This window comes from Promicromonospora sp. NPDC059942 (assembly GCF_042731755.1).
In the GTDB taxonomy this organism is placed as follows: Bacteria; Actinomycetota; Actinomycetes; order Actinomycetales; family Cellulomonadaceae; genus Promicromonospora.
In genome coordinates this window covers 286257-302350 of sequence record NZ_JBHWLR010000005.1, presented here as the reverse complement: position 1 = coordinate 302350, position 16094 = coordinate 286257, and the positions used below count along the sequence as shown (strand labels likewise).

The following is a 16094-nucleotide window of genomic DNA, read 5'->3' as shown; positions in this document are numbered from 1 at the left end:
CGGGAGGTGTTGGGGCCCCAGCCCCAAAACCCCTCCAGCGCGACCGGCTCCCACTCGCGCCAGGTGCGCAGGCGCTCGGCGTAGATCTGCTCGACGTCGGTGAGCGGCTTGCCGAGGAAGACGTGCAGCGGCGGCCGCTCGGCGTCGACGATCCGCAGCAGTGCGTCGCGGGTGGCGCGCGGGTTCCCGAGCTCCCACTCGGGCGCTGTGGCGATCCGGGCCTCGGCGTAGTCCGGGTGCTCGGCGCTGGCGCGCAGCCCGGCGCCGAACCCCGTCGCGTACGGGCCCGGCTCCACGTTGGTCACGTGGATGCCGAACGGCGCGACCTCCTGCGCCAGGGCCTCGGACAGGCCCTCCACCGCCCACTTGGAGGCGTGGTAGGCGCCGAACCCCGGGAAGGCGCGGACGCCGCCCTCGCTGGTGACCTGCAGGATGCGGCCCGAACGCTGCGCGCGGAGGACCGGCAGGACCGCCTGGGTGACCCAGACCGTGCCGAAGAAGTTGGTCTCCAGCTGGGCGCGCAGCTCCTGCTCGGTCACCTCCTCGACCATGCCGACCTGGCCGTACCCGGCGTTGTTGACGACGACGTCGAGCCGCCCGAAGTGCTCGACGGCGCGGTCGACGGCGGCCTGCACAGCCGGCCGGTCGGTGACGTCGAGCGGAAGGGCCAGCACGGCCTCGCCGTACTTGTCGACGAGCGGCTCCAGCGCGGACACGTCCCGCGCGGTGGCCGTGACGTGGTCGCCGCGTTCGAGGGCGGCCTCGGCCCACTCGCGACCGAGACCCTTGGCTGCTCCGGTGATGAACCATGTGGTGTGCATGCCTCCATCGTGCGGCGGCGCGAGCCATTCCACCAGCGACTCTTCGGCACACAAGACATGCGCCTGCCGCATGGCTCATGATGGGCGCATGGCCGAGCTCACCGTCACCGCGCTGCGGGTGGTCCACGCCGTCGTCGGCACCGGGTCCTTCACCGCCACGGCCGACCTGCTCGGGTACACCCAGTCCGCGGTGTCCCGTCAGGTGGCCGCCGCCGAGGCCGCCGCGGGCGTGCCCCTGTTCGTGCGCGGCGCGCGCGGCGTGGCCCCCACCCCGGCGGGCACGCTCGTGGCGCGCCGGGCCGCGGTGGTCCTCGCCGAGCTGGACGCCGTGGGCAAGGACCTCGCGGGCCTGGCCGACACCCTGGGCGGCCGGGTCGTGCTCGGCGCCTTCCCGACGGCGACGTGGGTGCTCGCGCCGCGCGCCGTCGCCGTCGTGCGGGAGCGGCACCCGGGCCTCACCGTCGACCTGCACGAGGCGTCGACCCCCACCCAGCTCCGGCAGCTCCGCGCGGGGCGCATCGACGTCGCGGTCATCGGCATGGGCGCCGACCTGCCCGCGTACGACCTCGACGGGCTGCGCCGCGACCACCTCGCGGACGGCCGCTCCCTGGTCGCGGTGTCGCGGGACCACAGCTTCGCGGGCCGTGACCAGGTCCCGGTCGCGGAGCTGGCCGAGGAGGAGTGGATCGTCGGCAAGGGCCTGCGCGGCGACCCGCAGTTCGGCGCCTGGCCCACGCTGCTCGCGCCCCGGGTCGTGCACGCGGTGCGCGAGTGGCCCGCCCGACTCGGCCTGGTCGCCGCCGGGCTGGGCGTCACCACGGTGCCCGAGCTCGTCGTCCCCGGGATTCCCGCCGACGTCGCCACGGTGCGCGTCGACGACCCGGCCTGGCTCGGCCGCGCCGCGGTCGCGATCACCCGCCCGGACCGCCCGGCGGGCGTCGACGCCGTGGTGCGGGCGCTCCGGGAGGTCGCCGGTGGGCTGGGCTAGTCTCGCCGCATGCCCGCCGCGCCCGACGACCCCTGGTCCGCCGTCGCCGACGACTGGGGCCGGTACTGGGGCACCTTCGCGCGCCCGGTCTGGGCCCCGCTCCTGGACGCGGCGGGGATCGGGCCGGGCTCGCGTGTGCTCGACGTCGGCTGCGGCAGCGGCGAGCTGCTCGAACACCTCCAGGACCAGGGCGCCCGGCCCGCCGGCGTCGACCCGGCGACCCGGATGGTCGAGCTCGCCCGGGCCCGCGCCGTCGGCGCGGACGTCCGCGTCGGCGAGGCCGAGCACCTCCCGTTCGACGACGGCGCCTTCGACGCCGTGCTCGCCGTGAACGCCGTCCAGTTCGCCGACGACGTCGACGACGCCCTGGCCGAGATCTCCCGCGTGCTGACGCCGGACGGCGTCGTCGGCCTGGCCGGCTGGGCCGACCGGACCCGGAACGACCTGGACGCGATCAACGTGGCGCTCGCGGAGGCCGACGACGAGGAGCCGCCCGAGGACGGCCCGCTGCGCCTGCCGGGCGGGCTCGCCGCCGTCCTCGCCGAGGCGGGCTGGGCGGTGCTCGACGACGGCGTGGTGCCGGTCCCGTGGACCGCCCGGGACGCGAACGACCTGGTGCGCGGCATCCTGTTCGGCGAGGGCGACACGACGGTCGCGGAGCTCGCGCCCGTGGTGGTCGAGTCCGCCGCGCCGTTCCGCCGTCCCGACGGCAGCTACCGCCTGCTGAACGCCTTCCGCTGGGCGGTCGCCCGGCGCCCGAGGTCCGCGTGAGCGCCCCCACCGACCCGGACCAGCCCGTCCTGCGCGTACCCGGGATCCGGGCCCTGGTCTGGATGTCGCTGTTCGGCTTCGCGGGCTACGCGCTCCTGCTGCCGACGGCGCCGCTGTGGGCCACCCACGGCGGCGCCGACGAGGGCGGCGCGGGGCTCGTGAACGCCGTCCTCATGCTCGCCACCGTCACCTTCCAGACGACCGTGCCCTGGGCGCTGCGCCGGCTCGGCTGGCGCAGCACCCTGGTGGCCGGGGTGCTCCTGCTCGGGCTCCCGTCCCTGGCGTTCCTGCTCACCGACCAGCTCGGCTGGATCCTCGCCGCGTCCGCGGTGCGCGGCGCCGGGTTCGCGGTGGTGACCGTGTGCGGCGCGACCGCGATCGCCGAGCTGGTCGACGTCTCCCGGCGCGGCCGCGCGATCGGCGTCTACGGCCTCGCGGTCGCGGCGCCCCAGGTGTTCCTCACGCCGAGCGCCGCGTGGGTCGCCGAGTCCGTCGACTTCCGGCTCGTGTTCGTCCTCGGGGCCCTGCCCGCGCTCGCCGTGCCGTTCGCGACGGCCCTCGGACGGCGGCTGGACCTGCTCACCGCCGGCCACGCCGCCGCACCGCACGTGCCCGACGGCGCTGCACCGGGCCGGGCCCGCATGCTGCTCGCGCTGGCCCTGCCCTCCCTCGTGCTGCTCGCCGTCACCACGCCCGGGGGAGCGCTGCTCACGTTCGCGCCCCAGCTCGGCCACGGCGCCCTCGTCGCGATGGCCGGGCTGCTCGGCCTCACCGTCGCGGCGGCCCTGTCCCGCTGGCTGGTCGGCGGCCTGGCCGACCGGTACGGGCCGCGCCGGTTCGTCCCGCCGCTGCTGGCGCTCTGCGCGGCGGCCCTCGTGCTGTGCGCCTGGTCGCTCACCGGCTCGGGCCCCGGCGCCGCGGGGCTGATCGTGGGCATGACCGTCGTCGGCGTCTCGTACGGCAGCCTGCAGAACCTCACGCTGGTCAGCGCGTTCGCCGCCGTGCCCGACCGGGAGCGCAGCGTCGCCAGCGCCGTCTGGAACATCGGCTTCGACACCGGCACCGGGCTCGGCTCGCTCGTGGTCGGCTTCATCGCGGCCGGCACGAGCTTCGCGGTCGGGCTCCTGACGACCGCGGTGCTGTGCGCCGTCGTCGCCGTCGTCACCCTGGTGGGCGCGCGCGGCGCCGTCCGGCGGAGCGCGTAGGCACCAGGGTGCGGACCAGGGCCGCACCCTGGTCCGCCGCCCGGCGCGGCCGGGCGATGGTGGGCGGCATGATCGACAAAGGACTGCCCGGCGACGCCGTCGGGCCTGGGCGGCCGGTGGGCCGCCGGATCGTGCTGGCGATGCTCGGCCTGGGCGCCGCGGGCGTGGCCGTGGGACCCGCGGTGCGGGACGGGGTGCGCGAGGCCCTGCGGCGCGTTGCGCCGGCCGCGGTGCCGGACGACCGCGGGTTCCGCTACTTCAGCGTCGTCGGCTCCGTGCCGCGCCAGGACGCGACGAGCTACCGGCTCACCGTCGGCGGGCTGGTGGACCGGCCGGCCACGTACACGCTCGACCAGCTCGCGGCGCTGCCCCAGCACACGGTGGTGCACGACGCCGTCTGCACGGACGGCTGGCAGGTCGACGACGTGCCGTTCACCGGCGTGCTCCTGAGCGACCTGCTCGACGCGGCCGGGGTGCGGGACGAGGGCGCCGCGGTGCGGTTCACGTGCTTCGACGGTGCGTACTCCGAGAGCCTCACGCTGGAGCAGGCGCGCCGGGCGGACGTGCTGGTCGCCCTGCGCATGTTCGACGAGCCCGTGCCGCACGACAGCGGCGGCCCGGTGCGGCTCTTCGTGGCGCCGATGTACTTCTACAAGTCGGCCAAGTGGCTCTCGGGCATCGAGGTCACCGGCCAGGTCCAGCAGGGGTACTGGGAGGACTACGGCTACCCCGTGGACGGCTGGCTGCCCGGCGAGGAGCCCGTCGGTGCCTGAGCGCGTGCTCCGGTTCAGCCCCGCCGAGCGGGCCGTGCACCGGGCGACCGGGCTGCTGTTCCTGGTCTGCCTGCTCACCGCGGTCGCGCTCTACGTGGCGCCGGTCGCGCAGCTCGTGGGCCGGCGGCTGCTGGTCGAGACCGTCCACGAGTGGTCCGGGCTCCTGCTGCCCGTGCCGGCCCTCATCGGCCTGTGGTCCGGCCCCTTCCGGGCCGACCTGCGCCGCCTCGACCACTTCGCCGAGCACGACCGCCGGTGGCTCGCGAGCCTCGGCTCGTCCGACCCGCGCCGCGGCCGGTTCGCGGGCAAGTTCAACGCGGGCCAGAAGGTCTGGGCCTCCTGGCTCGCCGGCGCCGTCCTGGTCATGCTCGGCACCGGCCTGCTGCTGTGGTTCAAGTTCGCGCTCGACGTCGTCCCGCGGGCCGGCGTCGTGCTCGTCCACGACGTCGTGGCCTACGCCCTCGTGGTCGTCGTCGCCGGCCACGTGTACAAGGCGATCGCCGACCCGGAGGCCCGGCGCGGGATGCGCACCGGGGCCGTCCGGCGGTCATGGGCGGCGCGGGAGCACGCCCTCTGGCTCGGTCAGAGCTCGTCGCCCTCGGCGGACCAGGCCTCCCAGGCCGCGGACGACGCCGCGTAGGCGGCCACCGCGCCGAGGATCGCGGCGCTCACGGCGCCGCTCAGGGCCAGCCCGGGCGCGTCCGTGCCGAGAGCCTGGGCCAGGGCGCCCCGCCGTCCGCCCTCGACCCGCGCCGCCGCCCGCCCGAGGGCGGCGGCGGACGGGTCGGCGGGCGGCTCGCCGGTGCGGGAGAGCCGGTCGAACGCGGCCTTCCGCTCCGCCGGGGTGAGCCGCTCGAAGGCGGCGACGTGCACCTGCTCGACGGCGTACGGCGGGGCCGAGCTCAGCAGCCGCTCGGAGCGGTCGAGCGCCCCGGCGTCGTCAGACCTGCTCATCGTCGGCCCCTTCGGGGGTGGCGGCGGGTGCGTCGGCGGGTCCGTCAACCGGTCCGTCGGCGGGGACGATGCGGTAGCCCTGCTCCGCGAGGGTGCGGGTCATGTGCTCGGTGTACCACTCGGGCCAGCCCTCGTCGTACACGCCGCCCAGCTCCTCCTGCTCGTGGACGCCGTGCGCCGTCGCCGCCTGCCTGAGCAGGTCGAGCAGGATCTCGTTCGACCTCGGGTCGCCGGTGGTGCTCATCGGCCCGGGAGACGGTCGATGATCTGCTGGAGCACCCACTCGTTGCCGTCCGGGTCGGCGAACGACGCGAACGACGCGTAGCTGTCGTGCTCGGGGTGCGCCCCGGGCACGCGGTTCGCGGTGCCGGCCCAGTGGAAGACGCCGTCCTGGTCGTGCCAGACCTCGCTGACGTCGGCGCCCTTCTCGACGAGCTCGGCGCGGGCCGCGGCGATGTCCGTGACCACGAGGTGCAGGCCCCGCACGGAGCCCGGCGTCGCGTCGGTGAGGTGCTCGCCGAAGATGATCGACGTGGCGGACCCGGGCGGCGTGAGCTGCACGACGCGGAGGCCGCGCTCGGTGGCGAAGTCGGCGTCGAGACGCCAGCCGAGCCCCGCGTAGAAGTCCTTGGCGCGGTCCACGTCGGCGACGGGCAGGACGACGACCTCGAGCTTGAGTTCCATGGTGTTCTCCGGTTCCAGGTGGGTGTTCGGGTGGTGGTGGGTCTGGTGGGTCACTTGGCCTGCAGCGGGCCCGCGAAGGACTTGCTGAGGGACGACGGGCCCACGAGGGGCAGCAGGGCGGCGAGCAGCTTGCGCTGGAAGGTCTCCGGGGTGCGGGTCAGCTCGACGTCGATGCGGCTGCCGTCCTCGGCGGGGGAGACCTGGAAGACCCAGCCACCGCCGGGTCCGAACACCTTCGAGTCCAGTGTCGTGATGTCCACGCGGCCGCGCTCGTCGTCCCACTCGTAGCGGGCCCGCTCCCAGGCCGCCGCGGTGCCCTCGGTGACCTCGGCCCAGTTGTCGCCCTGGGCGTGGACCGTCAGGTGCTCGGCGTCGATCGTGGGCCAGGCCTCGGCGCGGGCCGGGCTGAAGTCGGTCAGCACCCGCATGGCGGCCTCGGGGGCGAGCGTGGAGTCGAGGTGAAAACGGACTGCGGTCATGGTCAGGCTCCTCAGTTAGGTAACCGGTTTGAGCGGTTACTGCGATGAGCAGAACTGTGGCACAGGTTCCGTAACCCGTCAAACTGGTTACGGGGACTTGTGCGTCACGGGGTCACCGGTCAGAATGGTTACGTGAACCACGCCTTCCCCTGCGGAACGCTCGCGCTCGACTTCCTCGGCACGCTGCGCGCCCGCCGTAACCCGGTCCCCGCGGAGAAGCTCGGCACGCCCGGGCTCCTCGACGACTGGTTCGTCGAGTCGGGGATGTTCGACGCCGCCCCGCACGCCGACGAGGCAGACCTGGCGGCGGCCCTGGAGCTGCGCGAGTCGCTCTACGCGCTCGTCGAGGACCGGCTCGGCGGCCGCGCGGCGCTGGCGGCGCTCTCCGAGGCCGCCGCGTCCGCGACCGGGGCTGCCCTGGCGGCCCCGGCTGCGTCCGGCGCGGCCGTTGTGCCTGCCGACCCGGCCGCGCTCGCGGAGGCGGTCGCGGTCCTGAACCGGTACGCCGCGCAGCCGCCGGTCATCGTGCAGCTGGAGGTGGGCGTTGCAGGCTCGGCTGGTGCCGGGTCTGCTGGTGTTGGCTCCTCGGGCGGCCTCGGCGCCGCCGTCACCCGGCGCTCCGGCACGGCAGCGCAGGGCCTCGCGGCCGTGGCGCGCGAGGCCGTCGAGATCCTGGGCGGCCCGGACGCCGCTCTGCTGCGCGAGTGCGGCCGCCCGGAGTGCACCCAGGTCTACCTGGATCGGTCCCGCGGGCACCGCCGCGAGTGGTGCGCGATGCGCACGTGCGGCAACCGGGTCAAGGTCTCGGCCTACCGCTCGCGGCACCGCACGACGTCGACCCCGACGTCGTCGGCGCCGTCGACAACCCACGCCTGACCGGCCCCACCCGGCCGCCTCGACCCACCCGGCCCCGCGCCGCCCGCCGTGCCCGTCCCGACCCGCCTGGCCCGACCCGCCTCGACTCGCCGTGCCCGTCCCGACTCCGCCCCGATGGTGCGCTTCTACCCCGCCATTGGGCCCGAAACTGGCGTGATTTCGGGCGCAATGACGGGGTAGAACCGCACTTCCGAGCGCGGCCGCCGACTCGACCGCGCCCAACCTGGCCCAGCTCGACCTGGCCCGGCCCGGTCTGGCTCGACGCGACCCGGCCCGACGTCGCCCCGCGTGGCACTGGAGGTGCGTTTCTACCCCGCCATCTGGCCCGGAATCAGCCCTGATCCGGGCCCAATGGCGGGGTAGAACCGCACTTCCGAGCGCGGCCTCCCGCTCCACCGCACCCGGCGCGGTCCGGCCTGGCCCGGCCTGGCCCCACCAGGCCCGGCCCGACCCGGCCCCACCCGGCCTGGCCCGACTCGACTCGGCCCGGCCTGGCCCGACTCGACTCGGCCCGACCCGGCCCGACGTCGCCCGCGCCGCACCGGAGGTGCGCTTCTACCCCGTCATTGAGCCCGGAATCGACCGTGATCCGGGCGCAATGGCGGGGTAGAAACGCACTTCCGCGCGCTGCCCGCGAGGGTCGCTTGACGGCTCGGCCGCGCCGGTGCAACACTGACGACCCTCACCGGAAACGTTTCCAGGCCCAGTTCGGCTGGGAGTTGGAAACGTTTCCAGATCGATCCGGCCACAAGACCAGTCCGGCCACCACACCAGTCCGGCAACCAGATCGATCAGGCAACAGGCAACAAGCAAGCACCAAAGCACCAAGCACCAAGCAGGACCTCACGACGAAGTGGAGTGACAGTGTCGTCATCACGCGCCACCCTCATCCAGGTGGCCGAGCGCGCCGGGGTGTCGCTGGCGTCGACCTCGCGGGCGCTGCACGGCACGGGCGCCAGCCAGAAGATGGTGGACCGCGTCCGCGCCGCCGCCGCCGAGCTCGGCTACAGCCCGGACGCGATCGGCCGGTCGCTGCGGATGAAGCGGACCTTCCAGGTCGCGTTCGCCGTCGCCGACATCGGCAACCCCGTCTACGTCGAGATGCTCACCGCGATCCACGAGGTCCTCGCGCCGCACGGGTACCGCGTGGTGGTCATGTCCACGGGCCCCAGCGTCGCCTCCACGACGGACCTGGTCCGCAGCCTGAGCAGCGGCTTCGTCGACGGCCTGATCGTCAGCCCCCTGCGCACCGACGACGCGCTCGTCGAGGCGATCCGCGACGCGCCGGTCCCCGTCGTCGTGATCGGCCGCTCGTTGGAGCAGCAGGGCATCGACTCCGTCTCCACGGACTCCGCCGCGGGCCTCGGCCAGGCCGTCGCCCACCTCCTGGAGATCGGCCGCCGCCGGATCGGGTTCGTCAACGGACCGCTCGACACCACCCCGGGCGCCGCCCGTCAGCGCGGGTTCGACGCCGCGACGACCGGCCCGGCGTTCACCGGGGACCACGCGGAGACGGAGCGGGCCGACGACTTCACCGTCGCCGCCGGGCTCGCCGCCGCGCGCCGGCTGCTGTCCCGCACCCCCGCGGCGGGGCCGTTCGACGCCGTCGTCGCGGCCAACGACCTGCTCGCCATCGGCGTCGTCCGGGCCGCCCGGGAGCTGGGGCTCTCGGTGCCGGGCGCGCTCGCCGTCACCGGGATGGACGACACGGAGATCGGCCGCGTCTTCCAGCCGAGCCTGACCAGCGTCTCGCTCGGGTCCGCGGAGCGCGGGGCCGCCGCCGCCCGGCTCGTCCTGGGCCGGGTGGACGACGGCGCCGAGCCCGCCCAGCAGATCGCCATCGGGCCGCGCCTGTTCGTGCGCGAGTCCACCGCCCAGGAAGAGAGTGCTCGATGACCGTCCTCGCCTCGCCCCGGCAGCCGTCGCCGCCCCGGTCCGGGCGCCGTCGCGGCCCCACGGGCATGGACCGCGCCCGGCGCCGCGAGGCCGCCGCGCTGGTCATGCCGTCCCTGCTGCCCATCCTCGTGCTGTCCGTCGCGCCGCTGCTCATGGGTGTGCTGCTCGCGTTCACGGACGCCGAGCTCGTGCGGCACCCCGACTACCAGTTCGTCGGCGTCGACAACTTCGTGCGGCTCGCGGGCAACTCGTTCTTCTGGGACTCGTTCCGCATCGGCATGGTGTGGGCGGTCTCGGTGACGCTGCTCCAGCTCGTCGCCGCGCTGGGCCTCGCGCTGCTGCTCAACTCGGGGCTGCGGTTCCAGGGGCTCACCCGGGTGCTCGCCCTGATCCCGTGGGCGATGCCGCCCGTGGTCGTGGCGATCATGTGGAAGATGATCTACTCGCCGAACGCGGGGCCGCTCAACGCGTTCCTCGGTTCGCTGGGCCTGCCGGACGACACCAACTGGCTCGCCGACTTCTCCACCGCGCTGCCCGCCGTCATCGTCGTCGGCGTCTGGGTGGGCATGCCCCAGACCACGGTGACCCTGCTCGCCGGGCTGCAGCAGATTCCGGACGAGCTGCACGAGGCCGCCGCGATGGACGGCGCCGGGGCCTGGCGCCGCTTCTGGGCGGTCACGCTGCCGAGCCTGCGGCCGATCGTCGCGTCGATCACGTCGCTGAACTTCATCTGGAACTTCAACTCGTTCTCCCTGGTCTACGTGCTGACCGAGGGCGGGCCCGGCGGCCGCACCATGCTGCCGATGCTGTTCACCTACCTGGAGGCGTTCAAGAACCGGAACATCGGTTACGCCGCCGCGATGGGCGTGGTGCTCGTCGTGGTGGTCGTGCTCCTCCTCGCGCTCTACCTGCGGTCGCAGTTCCGCGACGACCGCGCCGAGAAGACGAAGAAGGAGGGCTGAGCCGATGCGCGTTCTCGTCCGCCCCGCCCAGTACGTGGCGCTGGCCTGTTACATCATCTTCCTGGGCTTCCCGCTGCTGTGGCTGCTGTCGGCCTCGGTGAAGTCGTCCGGCGAGCTCAACTCGCTGGTCGTGAACCTGCTGCCGCAGGAGTGGCACTGGGAGAACTACTCGCAGGCTCTCGCCCGGCAGGGCCTGGTGCACTCCGCGGCCAACAGCGCGATCGTCGCGCTCGCGTCCACGGCGCTCGTCATCCTCATCGCGCTGCCGGCCTCGTACGTGCTGGCCCGGCTCAAGGGCGCGATCCGCACGGCCGGCGTCGGCTGGATCCTGGTCAGCCAGGTGTTCCCGGTGATCCTCGTGATCCTGCCGCTGTTCCTCATCCTGCGGACGATCGGCCTGACGGACAGCCTCCTCGGGCTCACGCTCGTGCACACCACGTACACGCTGCCGTTCGCGCTGTGGATGCTGCAGGGCTACGTCGCCGCGATCCCGGTGGAGCTCGAGGAGGCCGGGGCGATGGACGGCGGCAGCCGCCTCGTGGTGCTGCGCCGGATCGTCGTCCCGCTGCTCGCCCCCGGCGTCGTCGCCACGGCGATGTTCAGCTTCGTCTCGTCCTGGAACGAGTTCTTCTTCGCTCTCGTGCTGCTCCAGTCGCCCGAGAACTACACCCTGCCGATCACCCTGTCGACGTTCATCGGCGGCGAGGGCAAGGTCGCGCTCGGCCCCCTGGCGGCGGGCTCCGTGCTCGCCGCGATACCCAGCATCGTCTTCTTCTCGATCATGCAGAAGAAGCTCACCGGCGGCCTCATGGCCGGGGCGGTCAAGGGATGACCAGCCCCCACGGCCACACCAGCACCACCTATCCGAAAGGCAGACCCATGAAGTCTCGTGGAGTGTTCATCGCTGCATGCCTCACGACCAGCACCCTTCTGCTCGCCGCCTGCGGCAGCGGGGACGCCGCCGACGACGGCCCGGTCACGCTGAAGTTCCAGGCCCTGTCCGACCAGCCGGCCGCCATCGCCGCGACCGAGTCGATCGTCGAGGACTGGAACACGGCCAACCCCGACGTCCAGGTCGAGATCGTCCCGGCGGGCTGGGACGGCGTCTACGACAAGCTCATCACCCAGTTCAACGGCGGCGCCGCGCCCGACATCATCCACTACGAGGCGGCGAGCATCGTGTCGTTCGCCCGCGACGGCTACCTGGCCGACCTCACCGACCTCATGTCGGACGAGCGCCGCGCGGACATCCCCGAGGGTGTGCTCGACTCCGTGACCGTCGACGACCAGGTGATCGCCTACCCGACCGAGCTGCAGTCGTACGTGGTGTTCGCCAACCGCGCCCTGCTGGAGGACGCCGGCGTCGAGATCCCGACCGGCGAGACCATGACCTGGGACGAGCTGCGCGAGATCGCCAAGGCGACCACGAAGGGCGACGTCTACGGCCTCGGCTGGGGCCTCTCCAGCCCGACGGCGGCGTTCATGGCGCTGGCCCCCGGGTTCGGCGGCACCTACATCGAGGGCACGGGCGAGGACGCCGACCTGACCGTCGGCGAGGGCGAGATGGCCCTGCCCGAGCTGGTGCACGGCATGGCCTACGACGACGAGTCGATCCTGCCGGTGACCCTGACCCAGTCGGGTTCCGAGGCCATCGCCTCCTTCTACGCCGGGCAGACGGCGATGACCGTGCAGGGCTCCTACCAGGCCGCGAACATCGCCAAGGACGCGCCGAAGGACCTCGACTGGGTGGCGCTGCCCCCGCTGGCCGGCCCCGAGGGCCCGCAGCAGGCGGCCAACCCCCAGACGCTGTCGGTCAACATCGACTCCGAGCACGTCGAGGAGTCCGCGGAGTTCATCGAGTTCTTCACGCAGACCGAGCACCTCGCCGCGCTGAACGAGGCGGACGCCCTGATCCCGGCGACGACGTCGGCCCAGGAGGCCCTGACGGAGAAGCTCGGCGACGAGAACGGCTGGAGCACCATCCTGGCGTCCGGCCAGAACTTCACGGCCGCGCCCTACCTCTTCGCCGACTCCTACGCCCAGTGGAAGGACACCGTGGCGACGCCCGCCTACCAGCGCTACCTGGCGCAGGAGACGGACGAGACGGAGCTCGCCGACCAGCTCACGAGCGGCTGGGACGAGATCACGCAGTAGTAGCTGACGCAAGCGACGCAGGAACGACGAAGGAGCAGAGCCGTGAGCTGGTTAGAGGACCGGTCGGTGGCCGTGATCACCGGTGCCGCAGTGGGGGACGCCCTCGGTGGAGCTACCGAGGGCTGGACACCGGAGCAGATCGAGGAGCGGCACGGGGGCCGCGTGCGCGGCATCGTCGGGCCCTGGTACCCCAACTGGCGCGACGCGCGCCCCATCGCCCCGTACCACAAGGGCGACGGGCACATCACGGACGACACCCTCATGACCAGGGCGCTCGTGGAGGTGTACGCCAAGCGGCGGGCGCACCTCGACGCCTACGCGATGGCCGAGGACCTGGTGCCGCTGATGATCGGGGAGCCGCGGTGGATCCCCGAGCTCGAGTCGACGGCGCTGCTGCTCCAGCGGGTGTTCCTCGCCGAGAAGTGGCTGGTGGCCCGGCTGCACTACGGGCACGTGGACCCGCGTGAGGCGGGCGTGGGCAACGTGGTCAACTGCGGGGCGGCGATGTACGCGGCCCCGGTCGGCCTGGTGAACGCGGGCGACGCCCGCGCCGCCTACGCCGAGGCGATCGACCTCACGGGCGCCCACCAGTCGAGCTACGGCCGCGAGGCGGCCGGGGTCTTCGCGGCGATGGTCGCGGCCTCGGTCACCCCGGGCGCCACGCTGGACGACGTCGTGGCCGCCGCGCTCGACGTGGCGCACGACGGCACGGCGGACGCGCTCCGGGCGGTTGTCGACGCCGTGTCCGGCTGGCCGGAGCCGCCCACGACCGACGACGAGGAGCGCAAGCTCGCGCGCCTCGTCCGCGAGGTCGTGGCCCCGTACGACTCGGTGGGCGCGGAGTACCGGCAGATGTCGATGGACGCCCGCCGGCCCTCGCGCACCAAGTCGATCGAGGAGCTGCCGGTAGCGCTCGGGCTCCTGCTCGGGCACCGCGGCGACTACCGCGGCTCCGTGCTGGCCGCCGTGAACTACGGCCGCGACGCCGACTCGATCGCCGTCATGGCGGGCGCCGTCGCCGCCGGTCTGGGCGGCAGCGGCGTCGTGCCCGCCGAGTGGCTCGACGAGATCGAGACCGCCAGCAAGATGGACGTCCGGGAGACCGGCCGCCTCATGGCGGACGCCGCCGGCGACATCCTGCGCGCGGACCGCGAGCGGGCGCTGGCCCGGCTGACGTCGCTCGACGCCGTCGGGGCGGGTGAGCCGGCGTGAGGCTGACCTGGGCCCAGCCCGAGGACCTGCTGGCGCACGAGCTCGTGCAGTCGGCGGCCGAGGGCAAGGACGTCGCCGACGTCCGCGACCGCTGGGTCGCGGCGGGCGGCGACCCGACGCCGGCGGTGAGCGGGGCGGGTCCCGTCCCGGCCACCCCGGCGCTGCGGGCGCTCGCCCGGACGCTGCTGGACGAGCTGGACGCTCTGCCTGCGGCGTCCTCGGCCCCGGCCACGTGGGACGAGATCGAGGCCCTGCTCCCGCCCGCACCCACCCTGCCGGACCGTCCGGCCGGAGGGGAGGCGGCCTACGCCGCCCGGGTGCACGGCGCCTGGACCGGCCGGGCCGCGGGCTGCCTGCTCGGCAAGCCCGTGGAGAAGATCCCGCGCGCCGGCATCGAGGAGATCCTGCGCGCGACCGGCCGCTGGCCGCTGACCGGCTGGTTCACCGCCGTCGGCCTGCCCGACGACGTCGCGGCGCGCTGGCCGTGGAACCGCCGGTCGGCGCCGACGTCGCTGGAGGAGAACATCTCCGGCATGCCGGAGGACGACGACCTCAACTACCCGATCCTGGCCCTCGCGCTCCTGGAGCAGCACGGCCGCGGGTTCACCACCGACGACGTGGCGCAGCTCTGGCTGGACAACCTGCCCGCCGGGCGCACCTTCACGGCCGAGCGCGCGGCGTACCGCAACATCCTCGACGCGGTGCCCGTGCCGGAGACGGCCACGCACCACAACCCGTTCCGCGAGTGGATCGGCGCGCTCATCCGCACCGACCTGCTCGGCTGGGTCTCGCCGGGCGACGTGCGCGGGGCGGCCCGGCTGGCCTGGGTCGACGCCCGGCTCAGCCACACCGGCGACGGGATCTACGGGGCGATGTGGGCGGCCGGGCTGGCCGCCGCCGCGATGGTGGCCTCCGACGTCGAGCAGGTGCTCGACGCCGCGGACGCCGTCGTGCCCCCGGGCAGCGGGCTGGCCGGCGCCGTGGCGCTCGGCCGGTCCCTGGGCCGGGACAACGACGGGAGCGAGGCGGGCGTGCGCGCCGGGCTCGACCGGATCCACGCCGAGTACGGGCACCTGCACTGGGTGCACACCCTGAACAACGCTGCCGTCATCGCGTTCGCGCTGTCCGCGGGCCGGGGCGACTTCGGGGCGAGCGTCTCGATCGCCGTCACGGCGGGCTGGGACACGGACTCGGCGGCGGCGACCGTGGGCGGTGTCGCCGGCGCCATTCTGGGTGTCGACGGGATCGGCGAACGGTGGACCGCGCCGCTCGACGGGCGCATCGCGACCTCGCTGCCCGGCGGGGAGCAGCGCATCGCCGACCTCGCGGCGCGTACCGTGGCGCTGGTGGAGCCGGCCGGAGGTGCCGCATGACCGGGCAGGTCGTGGTGGTCGGGTCGGCGAACGTCGACCTGGTGGTCGATGTGCCCCGGCACCCCGCCGGCGGCGAGACCATCCTCGGCGGCGACCTGCGCCGCACGCCGGGCGGCAAGGGCGCCAACCAGGCAGTCGCCGCGGCGCGCGCCGGGGGAGCGGACACCACGTTCGTGGGGGCGCTGGGCCAGGACGAGTCCGGCGAGCTGCTGCTCGCCTCGCTCGGCGGGGCGGGCGTGCGCACCGACGTCGTCGACCGGGTCGACGCCCCGACCGGCACCGCCCTGATCACCGTCTCGCCTGACGGCGAGAACGCCATCGTCGTGGCGCCCGGCGCCAACTCGCGCGTGCGGGTCGGCGCGGCGCAGGCCCGTCGGATCGCGGCCGCCGACGTCGTGCTGGCGCAGCTCGAGATCCCGCTCGACACCGTGATCGCCGCCGCCCGCGAACGCCGTGAGGGCGCGCTGTTCGTGCTCAACGCGGCGCCGTCGCGCGAACTGCCCGACGCCCTGTGGGACCAGCTCGACGTGCTCGTGGTCAACGAGCACGAGGCGGCGGACCTGGCGGGGCCGGGCGCCGGCGCGACCCCCGAGGACCTCGCGGCCGCCCTGCTGGTCCGGGTGCCCGCGGTCGTCGTGACCCTCGGCGCGGCAGGCAGTCTCGTGGCCCGGCGCGGCGCGGAGCCCGTCCTGGTCCCGGCCGCCGAGGTCGAGGCGGTGGACACGACCGGCGCGGGTGACACCTACTGCGGCGTCCTGGCGGCGTCCCTGGCCCGCTCGGGTCTGGCCGGCTCCGGCCCGGCCGGCTCGGGCCTCTTGCAGGCGGCGCGCCTGGCCGGGGCCGCCGGGGCGCTCGCCGTCACGCGTCCGGGGGCGCAGGACGCCGTGCCCGACGCGGCCGCCGTCGTCGCGCTGGCCGAGCACCTGCTCGTCGACAAGAACTAGAA

At 74.4% G+C, this 16094-nt stretch carries 18 protein-coding genes; 13 read left to right on the top strand and 5 right to left on the bottom strand.

The window, feature by feature from the left end; all coding sequences use genetic code 11:
• The coding region (locus ACFV9Q_RS10760) for an SDR family NAD(P)-dependent oxidoreductase (RefSeq protein ID WP_377234406.1) at nt 1–821 on the bottom strand (821 nt) is incomplete at its 3' end.
• A gap of 88 nt (nt 822–909) precedes the next feature.
• On the opposite strand from ACFV9Q_RS10760, the gene ACFV9Q_RS10755 reads away from it, so the two are divergent.
• The 5 genes from ACFV9Q_RS10755 to ACFV9Q_RS10735 all read left to right on the top strand — a co-directional run bounded on the left by ACFV9Q_RS10755 (nt 910) and on the right by ACFV9Q_RS10735 (nt 5198).
• Entirely contained in the window at nt 910–1809 is a 900-nt protein-coding gene (locus ACFV9Q_RS10755) for a LysR family transcriptional regulator (protein ID WP_377234405.1), read from the top strand.
• A gap of 9 nt (nt 1810–1818) precedes the next feature.
• A complete protein-coding gene (locus ACFV9Q_RS10750) occupies nt 1819–2580 on the top strand; it encodes a class I SAM-dependent methyltransferase (protein WP_377234404.1) in 762 nt (253 codons plus the stop codon).
• A complete protein-coding gene (locus ACFV9Q_RS10745; protein WP_377234403.1) occupies nt 2577–3785 on the top strand; it encodes an MFS transporter in 1209 nt (402 codons plus the stop codon). The genes ACFV9Q_RS10750 and ACFV9Q_RS10745 overlap by 4 nt, the downstream gene beginning before the upstream one ends.
• Nucleotides 3786–3853: 68 nt before the next feature.
• On the top strand, nt 3854–4558 hold the full coding sequence (locus ACFV9Q_RS10740; protein ID WP_377234402.1) for a molybdopterin-dependent oxidoreductase: 705 nt from the start codon (nt 3854–3856) through the stop codon (nt 4556–4558).
• Complete coding sequence (locus tag ACFV9Q_RS10735) at nt 4551–5198, top strand: cytochrome b/b6 domain-containing protein (RefSeq protein WP_377234401.1); 648 nt, start codon at nt 4551–4553, stop codon at nt 5196–5198. Before ACFV9Q_RS10740 ends, ACFV9Q_RS10735 begins: the two co-directional genes overlap by 8 nt.
• On the opposite strand, the gene ACFV9Q_RS10730 is transcribed toward ACFV9Q_RS10735, so the two are convergent.
• The 4 genes from ACFV9Q_RS10730 to ACFV9Q_RS10715 are packed head-to-tail and all read right to left on the bottom strand — an operon-like array spanning nt 5141 to nt 6675.
• Entirely contained in the window at nt 5141–5512 is a 372-nt protein-coding gene (locus ACFV9Q_RS10730) for a hypothetical protein (protein ID WP_377234400.1), read from the bottom strand. The two genes, ACFV9Q_RS10735 and ACFV9Q_RS10730, sit on opposite strands and share 58 nt — an antisense overlap.
• Nucleotides 5499–5756, bottom strand: coding sequence for a hypothetical protein (locus ACFV9Q_RS10725; RefSeq protein ID WP_377234399.1), 258 nt, complete (start codon nt 5754–5756; stop codon nt 5499–5501). Before ACFV9Q_RS10725 ends, ACFV9Q_RS10730 begins: the two co-directional genes overlap by 14 nt.
• Nucleotides 5753–6196, bottom strand: a complete 444-nt coding sequence (locus tag ACFV9Q_RS10720) for a VOC family protein (protein WP_377234521.1) — start codon at nt 6194–6196, stop codon at nt 5753–5755. The genes ACFV9Q_RS10725 and ACFV9Q_RS10720 overlap by 4 nt, the downstream gene beginning before the upstream one ends.
• A gap of 50 nt (nt 6197–6246) precedes the next feature.
• Nucleotides 6247–6675, bottom strand: a complete 429-nt coding sequence (locus ACFV9Q_RS10715) for a hypothetical protein (protein WP_377229192.1) — start codon at nt 6673–6675, stop codon at nt 6247–6249.
• 132 nt (nt 6676–6807) lie between these two features.
• On the opposite strand from ACFV9Q_RS10715, the gene ACFV9Q_RS10710 reads away from it, so the two are divergent.
• The 8 genes from ACFV9Q_RS10710 to ACFV9Q_RS10675 all read left to right on the top strand — a co-directional run bounded on the left by ACFV9Q_RS10710 (nt 6808) and on the right by ACFV9Q_RS10675 (nt 16092).
• Nucleotides 6808–7551 carry a CGNR zinc finger domain-containing protein gene (locus ACFV9Q_RS10710; protein WP_377234398.1) on the top strand — a complete coding sequence of 248 codons (744 nt, stop codon included), beginning with the start codon at nt 6808–6810 and terminating at the stop codon, nt 7549–7551.
• 864 nt (nt 7552–8415) lie between these two features.
• A complete protein-coding gene (locus tag ACFV9Q_RS10705; RefSeq protein ID WP_377234397.1) occupies nt 8416–9447 on the top strand; it encodes a LacI family DNA-binding transcriptional regulator in 1032 nt (343 codons plus the stop codon).
• A complete protein-coding gene (locus ACFV9Q_RS10700) occupies nt 9444–10409 on the top strand; it encodes a carbohydrate ABC transporter permease (protein WP_377234396.1) in 966 nt (321 codons plus the stop codon). The genes ACFV9Q_RS10705 and ACFV9Q_RS10700 overlap by 4 nt, the downstream gene beginning before the upstream one ends.
• 4 nt (nt 10410–10413) lie before the next feature.
• The gene (locus ACFV9Q_RS10695) at nt 10414–11241 is read left to right on the top strand and encodes a carbohydrate ABC transporter permease (RefSeq protein WP_377229196.1); all 828 of its coding nucleotides are present in this window, start codon (nt 10414–10416) and stop codon (nt 11239–11241) included.
• Nucleotides 11242–11288: 47 nt separating this feature from the next.
• Complete coding sequence (locus ACFV9Q_RS10690) at nt 11289–12563, top strand: ABC transporter substrate-binding protein (RefSeq protein WP_377229197.1); 1275 nt, start codon at nt 11289–11291, stop codon at nt 12561–12563.
• A 42-nt stretch (nt 12564–12605) separates the two neighbouring features.
• Nucleotides 12606–13775, top strand: coding sequence for an ADP-ribosylglycohydrolase family protein (locus tag ACFV9Q_RS10685; RefSeq protein ID WP_377234395.1), 1170 nt, complete (start codon nt 12606–12608; stop codon nt 13773–13775).
• A complete protein-coding gene (locus ACFV9Q_RS10680) occupies nt 13772–15148 on the top strand; it encodes an ADP-ribosylglycohydrolase family protein (RefSeq protein WP_377234394.1) in 1377 nt (458 codons plus the stop codon). Before ACFV9Q_RS10685 ends, ACFV9Q_RS10680 begins: the two co-directional genes overlap by 4 nt.
• A complete protein-coding gene (locus tag ACFV9Q_RS10675; RefSeq protein ID WP_377234393.1) occupies nt 15145–16092 on the top strand; it encodes a ribokinase in 948 nt (315 codons plus the stop codon). The genes ACFV9Q_RS10680 and ACFV9Q_RS10675 overlap by 4 nt, the downstream gene beginning before the upstream one ends.
• Nucleotides 16093–16094: the final 2 nt, after the last annotated feature.

Coding starts and splice junctions, on each gene's coding strand:
- ACFV9Q_RS10750 (WP_377234404.1), top strand. CDS start 1,819: ATGCCCGCCGCGCCCGACGACCCCTGGTCCGCCGTCGCCGACGACTGG.
- ACFV9Q_RS10755 (WP_377234405.1), top strand. CDS start 910: ATGGCCGAGCTCACCGTCACCGCGCTGCGGGTGGTCCACGCCGTCGTC.
- ACFV9Q_RS10730 (WP_377234400.1), bottom strand. CDS start 5,512: ATGAGCAGGTCTGACGACGCCGGGGCGCTCGACCGCTCCGAGCGGCTG.
- ACFV9Q_RS10675 (WP_377234393.1), top strand. CDS start 15,145: ATGACCGGGCAGGTCGTGGTGGTCGGGTCGGCGAACGTCGACCTGGTG.
- ACFV9Q_RS10715 (WP_377229192.1), bottom strand. CDS start 6,675: ATGACCGCAGTCCGTTTTCACCTCGACTCCACGCTCGCCCCCGAGGCC.
- ACFV9Q_RS10725 (WP_377234399.1), bottom strand. CDS start 5,756: ATGAGCACCACCGGCGACCCGAGGTCGAACGAGATCCTGCTCGACCTG.
- ACFV9Q_RS10695 (WP_377229196.1), top strand. CDS start 10,414: ATGCGCGTTCTCGTCCGCCCCGCCCAGTACGTGGCGCTGGCCTGTTAC.
- ACFV9Q_RS10720 (WP_377234521.1), bottom strand. CDS start 6,196: ATGGAACTCAAGCTCGAGGTCGTCGTCCTGCCCGTCGCCGACGTGGAC.
- ACFV9Q_RS10740 (WP_377234402.1), top strand. CDS start 3,854: ATGATCGACAAAGGACTGCCCGGCGACGCCGTCGGGCCTGGGCGGCCG.
- ACFV9Q_RS10700 (WP_377234396.1), top strand. CDS start 9,444: ATGACCGTCCTCGCCTCGCCCCGGCAGCCGTCGCCGCCCCGGTCCGGG.
- ACFV9Q_RS10690 (WP_377229197.1), top strand. CDS start 11,289: ATGAAGTCTCGTGGAGTGTTCATCGCTGCATGCCTCACGACCAGCACC.